At 60.9% G+C, this 12,380-nt stretch carries 12 protein-coding genes; 1 reads left to right on the top strand and 11 read right to left on the bottom strand.

What is annotated here, in order from left to right:
* Positions 1–94: 94 nt before the first annotated feature.
* The 8 genes from AC0CMF_RS16335 to AC0CMF_RS16300 form a co-directional block, all read right to left on the bottom strand.
* Positions 95–784, bottom strand: coding sequence for a hydrolase (locus AC0CMF_RS16335; protein ID WP_094462700.1), 690 nt, complete (start codon positions 782–784; stop codon positions 95–97).
* A gap of 40 nt (positions 785–824) precedes the next feature.
* Positions 825–1,076, bottom strand: coding sequence for a DUF1427 family protein (locus tag AC0CMF_RS16330; protein WP_094462699.1), 252 nt, complete (start codon positions 1,074–1,076; stop codon positions 825–827).
* 487 nt (positions 1,077–1,563) lie between these two features.
* Entirely contained in the window at positions 1,564–3,096 is a 1,533-nt protein-coding gene (locus AC0CMF_RS16325; RefSeq protein WP_472482173.1) for a metallophosphoesterase family protein, read from the bottom strand.
* A 2-nt stretch (positions 3,097–3,098) separates the two neighbouring features.
* The gene (gene ugpQ / locus AC0CMF_RS16320) at positions 3,099–3,815 is read right to left on the bottom strand and encodes a glycerophosphodiester phosphodiesterase (RefSeq protein ID WP_374630071.1); all 717 of its coding nucleotides are present in this window, start codon (positions 3,813–3,815) and stop codon (positions 3,099–3,101) included.
* A gap of 12 nt (positions 3,816–3,827) precedes the next feature.
* Positions 3,828–4,940 carry an ABC transporter ATP-binding protein gene (locus AC0CMF_RS16315; RefSeq protein ID WP_122518970.1) on the bottom strand — a complete coding sequence of 371 codons (1,113 nt, stop codon included), beginning with the start codon at positions 4,938–4,940 and terminating at the stop codon, positions 3,828–3,830.
* A 5-nt stretch (positions 4,941–4,945) separates the two neighbouring features.
* Positions 4,946–6,010 (bottom strand): carbohydrate ABC transporter permease, encoded by a 1,065-nt coding sequence (locus AC0CMF_RS16310; RefSeq protein WP_163001174.1) that lies wholly within the window; start codon positions 6,008–6,010, stop codon positions 4,946–4,948.
* Complete coding sequence (locus AC0CMF_RS16305) at positions 6,010–6,921, bottom strand: carbohydrate ABC transporter permease (RefSeq protein WP_374630070.1); 912 nt, start codon at positions 6,919–6,921, stop codon at positions 6,010–6,012. Before AC0CMF_RS16305 ends, AC0CMF_RS16310 begins: the two co-directional genes overlap by 1 nt.
* Before the next feature lie 121 nt (positions 6,922–7,042).
* Positions 7,043–8,416 carry an ABC transporter substrate-binding protein gene (locus tag AC0CMF_RS16300; protein WP_122521020.1) on the bottom strand — a complete coding sequence of 458 codons (1,374 nt, stop codon included), beginning with the start codon at positions 8,414–8,416 and terminating at the stop codon, positions 7,043–7,045.
* Positions 8,417–8,510: 94 nt separating this feature from the next.
* Here AC0CMF_RS16300 and AC0CMF_RS16295 point away from each other — a divergent pair, with 94 nt between their 5' ends.
* Complete coding sequence (locus tag AC0CMF_RS16295; protein WP_122518968.1) at positions 8,511–9,641, top strand: ROK family transcriptional regulator; 1,131 nt, start codon at positions 8,511–8,513, stop codon at positions 9,639–9,641.
* 293 nt (positions 9,642–9,934) lie between these two features.
* Here AC0CMF_RS16295 and AC0CMF_RS16290 read toward each other — a convergent pair whose 3' ends face one another.
* The 3 genes from AC0CMF_RS16290 to AC0CMF_RS16280 form a co-directional block, all read right to left on the bottom strand.
* Positions 9,935–10,105, bottom strand: coding sequence for a hypothetical protein (locus AC0CMF_RS16290; RefSeq protein ID WP_374630069.1), 171 nt, complete (start codon positions 10,103–10,105; stop codon positions 9,935–9,937).
* Between the two features lie 186 nt (positions 10,106–10,291).
* Entirely contained in the window at positions 10,292–11,560 is a 1,269-nt protein-coding gene (gene fabF / locus AC0CMF_RS16285; protein ID WP_374630068.1) for a beta-ketoacyl-ACP synthase II, read from the bottom strand.
* A gap of 190 nt (positions 11,561–11,750) precedes the next feature.
* On the bottom strand, positions 11,751–12,338 hold the full coding sequence (locus AC0CMF_RS16280) for a TetR/AcrR family transcriptional regulator (RefSeq protein ID WP_094462692.1): 588 nt from the start codon (positions 12,336–12,338) through the stop codon (positions 11,751–11,753).
* Positions 12,339–12,380: the final 42 nt, after the last annotated feature.

Below are 12,380 nucleotides of genomic sequence, written 5' to 3'. Positions count from 1 at the left end.
GATGCGGCGGATGGCATGGGAAGAGGGCAGCACCCAGATGCACGGAGCCGGCGGCTGATCCCGGCGGGACAGCCGGCCGGGCCGGTCACATCATTCAGGCCGCAGGCTTGGGCGGCATGACCGGGCCGTGCGCTGTGCGCTCGGGAGCCTTGTGAACCATGGTATAGGCGTAGTCGACACCCATGCCATAGGCCCCGGAATGCTCCCGCACGATGGCCATGACGGCTTCGTAGGTGTCACGCCGTGCCCAGTCACGTTGCCATTCGAGCAGGACCTGCTGCCAGGTAACAGGGACAATCCCGGCCTGCACCATACGGTCCATGGCGTAGTTGTGCGCGTCAACGGACGTTCCGCCCGAGGCATCGGCCACCATGTAGATTTCATAGTCGGTGTCGGCGAGACAGGAGAGGGCGAAGGTCAGATTACAGACTTCGGTCCACAGACCCGAAACAACGATCTTTCTGCGCCCGTCCGCGGCATTGGCTGCCAAGGCCTCGCGGACCTTCAGATCATCCCAGGAATTCATCGACGTGCGCTCCAGAATAGGAGCCTCGGGAAACACCGAAAGCAGTTCCGGAAAGGTCGGGCCCGAGAAGCTTTCCGTCTCCACACTTGTGATGGTCGCCGGGATCTTGAAGGCCTTTGCCGCCTTGGCAAGCCCTACGACGTTGTTCTTCAGGGTTTGCCGGTCGATGGATTGGACACCAAAGGCCATCTGCGGCTGCTGATCGATGAAGATAAGCTGGCTGTTCTGAGGGGTGAGAACCTGTAGCTTGCTGGACATCTGTGTTCGCTTTCGTGTGATGGGAGAACTGGCGGGCACCTCAGGCGGTGCCGTCTTTCTTCGCTGCCTCACCGGTGCGCGGCAGGGCGAAGGATTTTTCGTGCAGCACTGCCTGGACAAGGTTCTTGTGGCCCTTGAACCACTGGACACCTGCTTCACCTGCAAGCATCCCCAGGAGGCCAAGCAGGGCGATGATGGGAGGCGCAGGCGACCGGACCGACAGCAGGCCATAGAGCACGCCGATTCCCAGGCCAACGGCCAGCGAAAGAAGGTAAGGATGAAGCTGGCCCATGGACTGATCTCCCCGTGATACCAAGTCTTGCGATGCTGACGCATCACGCCTTGAATGTGCTCAGACGCTGCACGGGCTTGGTCAACGCCCGGCGTCCAGGCACTGACCGGCACCCGAGGGACCGGCGCGGACACGCAAGCACCGCTGCAACAAAGGCAGCGGGAAGGTGCGCGCCGTAACGGCCAGATTGGCGTCACGGTATTTACTCTAGTGCCGGTGCTTGACCGCTGCGGTGCCGAAACTGCGATGACGGTGCCAATCTTGCGGCCTCGTGCCGGACGAAAGCCGCCAGGCCATCCGCGCCGGGACTTGCGATGCAGATCCGCCCTCACGCTCCCTTTTCAGCGAGCTTCACCGCGTCCGCGCCGGCCGGAATGCGGCATGGAGACGCCGCATCGGTCCCTGCCCGCCGGGCGTAGCGGGATATGAAGCCGGCACCGGAAATATGAAGCGCATCCGAAATACTCAGATCGAATTCAATCTGAAACTAAATCAGGTTCTTCGAAATGACCTCAAACAGATACTCATCGAGTATTGAATCATCTGACTGACGCAATCCGTCAGACAAAGCCTTTGAAAGGCCGCGATAGAATTCTGTTCTTGTCTGGTCAATGGCATCTGGCGCGGCGCCGCCGCATGCCCTGAGCACATAATAGTCTTCCAGAACCGAACGCAAAGGCAGAAGGGCCATGTCCGGCCTTCGCGTGAAGAGGCCCTCAAAAGGGCCTCCGGAAGGCAGAAGATGCCCGATTGGCTGCTCAAGGCAGGGCAGAAGGCGCGGCCAGTCCGCCGGAACATGCCGTGTGGCCACGAGTTGGCGCAGATGTGCCAGCAGGAAATCTGCATAGGTTTCGCTGCCGGTCATCCCGTGGCTGCCGGTAAGATGCCCCCGGCGGATCTCGTCTGCATAAGCGGAGAAGGCCACGTCAAATCCGGGCACATGGCCAAGCGAAACGGTCTCCACGTGAACGGAGCCGTGTGAGGCTTCAACAACGCAATATCCGGCGGGAAAGGCGACGGGTGACGGAACCGCAACATTCACCAGACCGTCGAGTTTCACCTCGCCGGCAGTGTGCATGTGGCCGCTGAAATGCCATTCAAGACCGGCAGCGGCCAAGGTCTGGCCCGTATTTGCGGACGGCATCCGCTCCAGCCAGCTGGCAGTGCCTGCAGCCCGCACGCCGCTGCCAGTGTCTTCAAGCGTCAGCGGCAGAACGGGGTAATGGGAGCAGGCAAGAAGGGTCTTCCCCTGGTGTTTCGCACGCTGAGCAGCGTCCCGGATCCAGTCGATCAGATAAGGCCGGTCCGTCAGGACATGATCCCAGGCCGCGTCTGCCTTCAGCTTCCAGCCCGCCCCGGCGCGATGAAACACATTAGCATCCAGCATCAGCAGCCAGAGGCCCTCTTGCGGCTCGACCAGATAGGATGCGTCAGGCAATGCCGGATCACCGCCCGGAGGATAGCGTTCATCAAGGCCGTCACGTGTGCCGAAAGGTGTTTCCCAGTGAAGCACACCAGCGGGACGCGCGATGCCATAAGACGCCATGGCCTGCATGGCGCCGGCAGTGCTCATGCCCAGCATTTCCGGTGCAAAGACGGCTGGCTCCGGGGCGCCGGGATCGCTCGACGCCAGCACTGAGGCCCCACCGCCGCCTGCCGTCAGCCATTTGGACTGATGGCGAGGGACAGGGCCAAAGCAATCGTGATTGCCGAAGACCGTAAAGAAACGAAGCCCGTGGTTCGTTTCGTAGTCTGACAGGATACGCTTGAGGGCAGCAACCGCGCCGGGCTGACCGTCGTCTGAATAGTCGCCCAGCAGCACGACCGTGCTGATGCCCCGCCGCACGATGTCTTCCAGGATTGCAAGGAAGGCCGGGTAGCTCTCGTTGAACACGCGCGTGGAGGCCGCAGTATCTGCAAAGGTGCGAAGGGCAAGCGCACCACGGCTTCGCTCCCTCAGCCCGTAACCGCCATACAGATCATGCAGATGGACATCAGCGACGATTGCAGCCTTCAGCAAGACTAAGAACCTCCAGGATGACGGCGCGCCGCCTGGAACAGGTCCGGCCGGTCGAGATTGATGTAGCTGGCACCCGCGTTAGCAATTTCGCGATGCACGAGCGGATCGTCTCCCCCGTAATAGACCATGATGTCCAGCCCGGCCATGCGGCAGGCTTCCAGAAGACCAGGCCTGCGCATCTGCTCCACCGTGATCTCGATGATCGACGCATGATGGACAGAGGCGGCGAGAGACGGAGACTTGGCAATGTTGAGCGTCATCATCTTCCGGAACTCTGGTGCAATCAGCTGCAGCCCCAGCCGCATCTCTTCGGAGAACGAGAAATAGAACGTGTCGCGCGTCATGCCGAGATTGCGGACCAGAGCCGCTACCTTGGCCGGGTCGCAATATTTCAGCTCGATATAGACCCCGGCGCGGCCGCGCAGATGTTCCAGATAGGCATCAAGCCGGGGCACCACGGCGCCTTTGAACTTGTGATCGAACCAGCTGCCAGCGTCGAGCGCATCAATTTCCCTGGCCAGGGCATGACCAATGGGGCCTGTGCCGTTTGTGGTGCGGTCGAGCGTCTCGTCGTGAAAGACGTAGAGCACTCCGTCGGCGCTCTCGCGCACGTCCAGCTCGATGTAATCTGCACCCTGCTCAAGGGCGAGGTCTGCGGCGGCAAATGTGTTTTCCGGTGCAAACTTGTTTGCACCGCGATGGGAGACAATCCTGGTCACTGAAAGGTCCTGTCAATTCAACCGCAACCGCTGCTCAGCGCGGCTTGAGGCGGGATGGGGAACTGCGGCATGGAGGCCGGGGATGCGGTTGCCGTCCGCACCAAAAATGAGAGAGAGGGCGGCATTCCAGTCGAGTCCGGTCTGGCTTCCGGGCGCATGCCGTACAGCCTCGCCGTATTCGAGCGCGTGGATGAGACCGGCAGGTGTGGCAACCGTGTAGAAGACTTCGCGGCCCATCGGCTCCACGCTGACGATCTCACCGCAGAGCGGTGCTTCTGCCGGAGCGGTCAGGGCGATATCCTCCGGGCGCAGACCCAGGGTCACAGGCCCGTCGCAGGGCGACGTCAAACGCAGCCGGACAGCGCCAAGACGCAGCTCTTCTCCGCTGGCCTGACCTTCAATCAGGTTCATCGGCGGCGTTCCGATGAAGCCCGCGACAAAAAGATTGCTGGGCCGCCGGTAAAGGTCATCCGGTGTCCCGATCTGGGCAATCTCGCCATTGTTCATGCAGATGATGCGATCAGCCATGGTGATTGCTTCGATCTGATCATGGGTGACGATCAGCGTGGTAATACCGAGACGTTTCTGGATCGCTTTCAATTCGGTTCGCATGGAAATGCGCAGCGTTGCATCGAGGTTCGAGAGGGGTTCATCCAGCAGCAGAATATTCGGCTCCTTGACCAGAGCCCGCGCCAGGGCCACCCGTTGCTGCTGGCCTCCGGACAGTTGCGAAGGGCGCCGGTCGAGCAGGGAACTGATCTGGACAAGGGCAGCCGCTTCTTCAACGCGCCGGGCCGCCTCTTCCTTGCCAACAGGCTTGAACCTCAGCGGAAAGGCGATGTTCTCGCGGACGGTCAGGTTCGGATAAAGCGCATAGGACTGGAAGACGATGCCGACATTCCGGTCGCGCGCGTCGACCTTGCTGACGTTGTGGCCGTCGAAGGTGATGGCACCGGATGCCGGCGCATAGAGACCGGCCAGCAGGAACAGCGTTGTCGACTTGCCGCATCCGGAGGGGCCGAGAATGGCGACAAATTCTCCATCCTCAATGGTCAGGTTCAACGGCTTCAGCACAAGGGTTTCGCCCCAGCTTTTCGTCACGTTGTCGAGTGTGATCTTGGCCATGGCCGTTATCCCTTGATTCCGCCGAAGCTCATCTGCGTGATGTATTTCTGAGTGAAGGCGTAGAGAACGAGCACGGGCAGCAGGTAGACAATGCCCACGGCCGCCACCAGCCCATAGTCAACGCCCATGTGATCCTGCGAGACGAAGAAGAGGTAGAGGCTCATCGTCATCTGGCTTTTTTCGATCAGCAGGGTCTGGACAAAGACATATTCTTCCCAGCCCCGCAGGAAGGTGAATGTGGCGACCGCAATCAGCCCCGAACGGACCTGCGGCAGCACGACCATCCGGAACGCCTGGGCCCGGGTTGCGCCATCCGTGACGGCACTCATTTCGATGTCCCAGGGCACCGTGTCGAAGAACCCCTTGAGCACAAAAATCGCATAGGGCAGTTCCAGGGCGCTCAGGACAAGCACGACCCCGGCAAGGCTGTTCAGCAATCCCATGTAGTAGAGCTGCACGAAGACGGCGACGGTCAACGCTAGGGCCGGAAAGGCATGCAGCATCAGGAGGCCGCGCAGGAAGGCTTCACGCCCGGCAAAGGCGAAGCGCGACAGGGCATAGGCCGCAGGCGTGGCAACGAGCGTCACGATCAAGGTCTGAGCCATCGCAAACAGCAGCGAGCTGCCGAGCGCTGACCAGATTGACGGCAGCAGGCCTGTCCGGCTGGTTCCCGTTCCGTCGATATCCCGCGTCAGGAGAAAGCGGTAGTTCTGCAGCGTCAGATAAGGGGCGATGAAGACCGCCACCAGGATCAGGATCGCCAGAGCGAACACCATCCAGGCGAACTGGGGCCGTTTCAGTCTGGCCGCCAGAAGGCAGAGCAGCAAAACTCCGGCATAGGCTACGGCAGCAATTGCAGTGCTGCGCCACATCACCATGCTGCTGATGGCGCCATCGGACAAGGTGAATGACTTCACCAGAAGCCACAGATAGGGCAGCAGGACGGGAATGGATACGAGCGTCAGAAAAAGCAGGATGACACCCGAAAAGCCTGCGCGGTTCATGATGCCGCGGCGCTCCAGGCGCGCCCAGCCGGCAGATCCTGCAAGCATTGACCGGTTGGACAGCATCAGAGCACCTCGATCCTGGGGGCTGCAAAAGTGGAGCGCATGTCTGTGAGACGCCATTGCAGGAGCGTGATCACCACACCGAGGACCATCAGGCCCAGCGCAAGCGCCGCGCCATAGGCGTAAGCGCCGTTTTCAAAGGCTCTGCGGTAGATGTAGAGAGCATAGGGCGTTGAATCATAGACAGGCCCGCCGCCGGTGATCAGCAGGATGTACTCGTAGGTCGTCATCAGGGAGAGCGCCTGATAGATGGTGATGAAGCGGACCGGCTGTGACAGCGCAGGCACCACCACATGGCGCAGCACGCCCCATTCGCTTGCACCATCCACGCGGGCAGCGTTGGCCAGATGCGCCGGAATTGAACGGATTGCGGAGGTCAATATGATCATCGCGAACGACGCACCGACGAATCCGTTGGCAATGACAACGAGCAGAAGCGGAAAGTCGTTGCGCAGGTTGACCGGCGGCAAGCCGAGAGCACCGGAGACCTGGGCCAGCAGCCCAGCAGGCGACGGGTCGGCGATCCAGATCCAGAGAATGCCGTAAAGAACCGCGGGGCTCATGCGCGGCAAGAGCCATAGACCGCGGAAGAACGTGCCCAGCCGTCCAGAGACGGCCGTGGTCGCGACAGCCAGCAGCGCACCCAGTCCGACGTTGAACAGAAACAGGGTTGCGCTGACATAGATCAGCGTTGTCATCAGAACCGCCGGCAGGCGTGCGTCACGTTGCAGGATGCGCTCGAAGTTCTGCAGCGTGAATTCTCCAGCCCGCAGATTTGCCCCCATGTCCGTGAAGGCGATGACCCCGTTGACGATGATCGGCCCGAGGAAAAAGACCGTCAGAAGTCCTATGGCCGGCAGCAGATAAAGCGCCGGTCTGGCTGGACGATGCGCCCGCAGGCGTGTGCTGGACATTGAATTCGATCCGGATTGCCCGCCCGTGGCGGCATTTTCTGAAGTCCCGGGAACCCGGCCGGAGACAGCAAGGCAGTCTCCGGCCGGGCGGCAAGTCCATGGCCTTGCAGCCACATGCGTGTCAGTTGCTTGCGCTGTCCCGGATTTCGACGTCAGCGCCGAACTGGAGGCTCAGCTCTTCGGCGATGAAGTCCACCGCCTGCGCAGCTGTCATCTTGCCCGTCTCAACGGCCTGGAGACCGCTGAAGAGGGCCTTGTTGTAGCTGCCGAACTGGGTGTGGTTGGGGACGAATTGCGCATGCGCCATCATCGGCGATGCGGCCGAAAGCACCCAGTTGTCCCTGTACTTCGGCATGGCTGTCTGCGCATGGCTGATTGCCGTGTGATAGGAGCCGACAGCATGCTCGGTGTTGAAGTAGGGCAAGGTTGCCAGCGCGATCAGGCTGGCCGCGATATCGGCATGCTCGCTCTTCGCGTTGACCGTGTAGAGAAGCGGATGGGACAGGTTGGACGGTGCGCCCCCCTGCTTCGCCGCCGGAGCCGGAATCCAGCCGATCTTGTTGAAATAGCCTTCCTTGTCCGTAGGCCAGACAGCGCCGTTCTTGTCACCGGCCTGCCAGGCAACAGCCCATACGCCCTGATGGAAGATGAAGGCCTTTTCCTGCTTGAAGGCACCCTGAATGGCTTCCCAGCTCATGGCGGTATTGTCCGCCGGTGTCACGCCGTCACGGGCGTTCCGCTCATACCAGCCCAGTGCCTCGACCATCTCCGCCTTCGGGAAGATGAGCTTGCCGCTGGCCTCGTCGATGAACTTGACCCCATAGGACTGGAACACCATCAGATAGTCGATGCCGACATTCGGACGGTGCAGCATGCCGTATTCCGCCGCGCCTGCGCCAACCACCTCCTTGGCGAGGGCGGTCAGGTCATCAAGCGTGAAGCTGCCGGCTTCGACCTGGGCAGGAAGGCTCTCGATGAAAGCTTCATCCTTGCCGATCTTGCGCAGCATGTCCTTGTTGTAAAAGAACATGCGGATCTCAGCATCCTGCGGGATACCGTAGATCTTGCCGTCGGCGGCTTTGGCGGAGTTCCACAGGACAGGCAGGATGTCGCCATAGGCCCAGGGGGTGGAGGCGATGATCCCGTCCATGGCAAGGGCATTGCCATCTTCTGCGAACTTGCCGATCCACTCATGCGGCAGGACATAGAGGTCAGGCCCCTGACCGACCGAGAAGGCCTTCATGAGTTCAAGCGCCAGATCGTCCCAGCCTTTGGCGGCGCTGGCATTTGCCTCAATGACGATGCGCTTGTCGACGCCGGCCGCCTTGAACTGGCCGTTCATGATTTCAGCTGCGGCTTCGATGTTGGTGATACGCGCCGGGCCGGACTTGTCCGCGTAGGTCGACATCTTGATCTTGATGTCTTCGGCATGCGCGTGGCCGGCCACGAGAGCCGAGAGTGCAATGCTTGCGAGAAGGGCGATAGGCTTTGTCATGCTGATCAATCCAGTTGGCGATATTTTATTAATTAACTTGCTTAATTAAAAGTTTGATGACATTCGCTAGGGAAAGACGAGGAGGAGAAATCTCATGCTGACGCGACAGCACCCTTTGGAGGGCATTGGCCGGACACAGGCCGGCATGCTCAAGCACCTGCGCAGAAAAGGCATGGCGTCGCGGGTGCAACTGGCGGAAATGTGCGGGATCACGGCAGCGGCGGTCAGTATGATGACCCGCGACCTGATCGAACGCGGCATCATCCTTGAAGGCGCCCGGCGTTCGGGCGGGCGCGGGGCGCCGCATATTGATCTGATGCTGTCTGAAAAGGCAGGTTACGCAATCGGCCTGCACGCCAACCGGTATGCCGTTTCGATCGTCCTGCTCGACTTTCGCGGAAATCTCGCGGGTGAGTGGCAGGAACGGGGGTCCTTCGAGACCTTCTCCGGCCTATTGGCCGCCGTTGAGCGGCTGAAAGGAAAGCTTGCCGCTGCAAGTGCCATAGATCCGCGACTGCTAATCGGTGCCGGTATCGCCATGCCGACCCGCTTCCATCAACAGACGGCCTCCCTCGATCTGGCACAGGAGGTGATCGGCTGGACAGGCTCCGACCTCGCAGCCGCACTGGAGGAAACTCTGGGCTGCCCGGTCATGATCGAGAACGACGCCAACGCAGCGGCAATGGGCGAGCTGACGATGGGCAACGCCGCCACTCATGAGAATTTCGTCTATCTCTATCTGTCGGAGGGCATCGGCAGCGGTCTGATCGTCAATGGCGAGCTTTACCGCGGGCATGCGGGCAATGCCGGCGAAGTCGGTGCCTTGCGCGCCCGCGGCCGCTCCAGACCGAGCTTCGATGATCTGGCCTCCTGGTGCCTCGCCCATGCAGGCAATATCCCGGAGGGACGCTCTGCGGAGGAGTGGACCACCTATCTGGAGCAGCATGCGGCTGTGCTGGAGGCATGGCTTGAGAAGGCCGGGCCGGAGACGGCAAAGCTGGCCTTCATGGTTGCAGCCATCCTGGCACCTTCCGCAATTTACCTCGGAGGGACGCTGCCCTGGATGGTCCGCAAGCGGCTTGCCGCCTGGCTTGAATTTGCCACATCGGACCCATTTGAAGGGGCGCGGGTTCTGCAGCCGCAGATCCTGGTTCCGCAGAACTCTGCGACGGACGCCGTCGCCTTTGGCGCGGCCGCCATGATCCTGCACGAGTTGCGCGGCTAGTCCCCCCCTCGGGTGAGGGTGCAAACCGCTCGACGGCCGCAGGTCTTCCTGTCCGCCGCATCGCGGGGGGGCGCCTCCTGAGCTGCAGCGGCCCTCTCACAAGCCCGACTGGACGGCGAAAGCCGCCGGATGCGGCGTGTCCTCATGCTGTCTGCTCCTGCAAGGCGGGGCAGATCAGAAAGCAGATACGTAGCACAAACAATCGCATCACACCTTGGAAAAGCTCAAGCGCCGCGGGGCTTGGCCCTCTTTCGATGGGTCAATCAGAGCGGAAAAGGATATTGGAGGTGGCGCTACTCCCGGTCGCCTGGATGATCCAGCTTTTCTTCGCGCAGCGATTTCATCTCTTCCTCAAGAAGCGCGATCCTGCTCTCCATGTTCGAAATGATATCAAGCTGAATGTTATCGGATCCGGCGATTGCCTCACCCCATTCCTTTGCCCATGCGCATAATTTCTTCATCATTGATGCTCTCCATGACATCCTGGACAGGGAACAGATGACTCTCGAGTGAACCTGACCAGCGTGAATGGCCTTCAATTCCTCCAGCGAAGAGTCCGCAGGCAAGCTGCATTCAGCGCAACCTTGCTGAACCGTTGACACCAGCCGGCGCATTGTCCAGGCACGTGCCGGGCTATCTGGCCTTGCCTGTCAACCGTTCCACCTCCGGAAAACCGCACTTGCATTCACGCCCCCGAACCCGAAACCGTTGGTGATCGCATGCCCCATCTGCACCGGCCGGGCCTTGTTCGCGACAAAGCTAATTCCGCTGCCTGCAGGATCTGGCGCATTCAGGTTGAGCGTGGGCGGGGCAATCTGGTCTCTCAGCGCCAGGACGGTGAAGATTGCTTCGACACCGCCGGCGGCGCCGAGAAGATGTCCGGTCGAAGACTTGGTGCCGCTGACCGCAAGGCCGGCTTCCTGGCCAAACACTGTCTTGATCGCGGCAATCTCACTGCGATCCCCCAGCGGGGTTGATGTGGCATGCGCATTCAGGTGGTGGATGTCGCCAGGCGAAATTCCCGCCCGGCCTATCGCAATCTGCATGGCCCGGGCTGCACCGGCTCCATCCTCCGGACCCGAAGTGACGTGGTATGCATCTGCCGTTGTGCCATAGCCCACCAGTTCGGCGAGAGGCTCGGCACCACGGGCGAGTGCATGGCTCAGGGCCTCGACCACCAGAATACCGGCGCCTTCTCCCATGACGAAACCATCGCGATGCATGTCGAAAGGCCGTGAAGCCATCGCAGGGGTTTCGTTGAAGCCAGTTGACAGGGCCCGCGCGGCGGCGAACCCTCCAAGGCTCACGGCATTCATGCACGCTTCCGTGCCGCCGCAGACAGCGATGTCAGCTTCATGCGCCCGGATCATGCGGGCTGCATCGCCGATTGCCTGAACACCGGCGGCACATGCTGTCACCGGTGCACCGAGAGGTCCTTTGAAGCCATAGCGGATGGAAACCTGCCCCGCCGCAAGATTGACGAGGAAGGAGGGAATGGTGAAGGGTGAAAGACGCCGCGGACCTTTCTGATCGGCCGTTCTTACAGCCGCACTGATCGCGGGAAAACCACCTATTCCGGATGCGATGATTGTTGCTGTCCGAAGGCGGTCTTCTTCCGAAACAGGTTTCCATCCCGCTTGTGCAAGGGCCTCCTCTGCCGCAGCCAGGGCAAAGAGAATAAATCTGTCCACCTTGCGCTGGTCCTTTGGTGGCAAGACGCTATCAGGGTCAAACCCGGCCTCGTGATCCTCTCCGGCGGAAGGAACGGCGCCGCCGGCTTTTGATGGCAGATCGCCAACGATCTCATCAGGTAGACGGTGGATTCCCGACTTGCCCGCGAGCAAGCGGCTCCACGAACTGCTGACACTGGCACCCAGCGGGGTGACAGCCCCCATTCCCGTTACAACGATACGGCGCATGACGACTCCAGAAGTAGTTGGCTCGCAGACACGCATGGCCCGGTGCATTGAATGACCACGGTCTGGTCTGCCTCTCACACCAAGGCGCCGGCCAAGACACGGGGATGCTCACGCATCACGCCTTGAAATTGCTCAGGCGCCGGAAGGGCTTGAGCGGCACCCGATGTGTCAAGCTCACCGGGTGCTGATATCAGTCAGCTGGTTCCGAGGCCGCGATCCGTTTCATTTCTGCTGCGGCTGCTTCAAGCAGGCGGTCAGACAGCTTCTCATCCACCAGGATCCGCGACAGCGTGACAGCTCCAACCATGAGCGAGAGCGCTGCCATGGCTTTGCTTGAAACATCGCCAGCGCCGCCTGCGGGCATCAATTCCTCAAGAACCTGCAGATGCGCCTTGATGCCGTCTTCAAACGGTCTGCGAACCTCTGCGCTCTGGCGGGCAGCATCGGACCCGAGCGCAACCAAAGGACAACCGTCGCCCGTTTCTCCACGGTGTCCAGCCGAAAGATAAAAATCGATCACCTCCTGAAGCGGGTCGGGGCTTGATGCAATGGCCGAAGACCAGCGGCGGGTTGCGCTTTCCATTGCCCGCCGTGACGCAAGCGCTGCCAGATCTTCCTTGGATTCAAATTGCTTGTAGAAGCCACCCTGAGTAAGGCCAGCACCCTTCATGAGGTCCTTGAGGCCAATGCCGTCGAATCCCCTTTCGCGGAAAAGCCTGCTGGCCACGTTGATGACCATCTCACGGTTCGCTTGTGCCTGGGCGCGGCTGACTCTCATGCCGATCTCCTTTTGATTTCGATTGACATCTATATCAAATTT

Source organism: Pannonibacter sp. CBAS1226 (assembly GCF_055685825.1).
This window is presented reverse-complemented; position numbering and strand designations above follow the sequence as displayed.

Excerpts from the sequence above, each read along its gene's own strand:
- AC0CMF_RS16310 (WP_163001174.1), bottom strand. The coding sequence starts at position 6,010 with ATGCTGTCCAACCGGTCAATGCTTGCAGGATCTGCCGGCTGGGCGCGC.
- fabF (WP_374630068.1), bottom strand. The coding sequence starts at position 11,560 with ATGCGCCGTATCGTTGTAACGGGAATGGGGGCTGTCACCCCGCTGGGT.
- AC0CMF_RS16330 (WP_094462699.1), bottom strand. The coding sequence starts at position 1,076 with ATGGGCCAGCTTCATCCTTACCTTCTTTCGCTGGCCGTTGGCCTGGGA.
- AC0CMF_RS16280 (WP_094462692.1), bottom strand. The coding sequence starts at position 12,338 with ATGAGAGTCAGCCGCGCCCAGGCACAAGCGAACCGTGAGATGGTCATC.
- AC0CMF_RS16305 (WP_374630070.1), bottom strand. The coding sequence starts at position 6,921 with ATGTCCAGCACACGCCTGCGGGCGCATCGTCCAGCCAGACCGGCGCTT.
- AC0CMF_RS16335 (WP_094462700.1), bottom strand. The coding sequence starts at position 784 with ATGTCCAGCAAGCTACAGGTTCTCACCCCTCAGAACAGCCAGCTTATC.
- AC0CMF_RS16315 (WP_122518970.1), bottom strand. The coding sequence starts at position 4,940 with ATGGCCAAGATCACACTCGACAACGTGACGAAAAGCTGGGGCGAAACC.
- AC0CMF_RS16295 (WP_122518968.1), top strand. The coding sequence starts at position 8,511 with ATGCTGACGCGACAGCACCCTTTGGAGGGCATTGGCCGGACACAGGCC.
- AC0CMF_RS16300 (WP_122521020.1), bottom strand. The coding sequence starts at position 8,416 with ATGACAAAGCCTATCGCCCTTCTCGCAAGCATTGCACTCTCGGCTCTC.
- AC0CMF_RS16290 (WP_374630069.1), bottom strand. The coding sequence starts at position 10,105 with ATGATGAAGAAATTATGCGCATGGGCAAAGGAATGGGGTGAGGCAATC.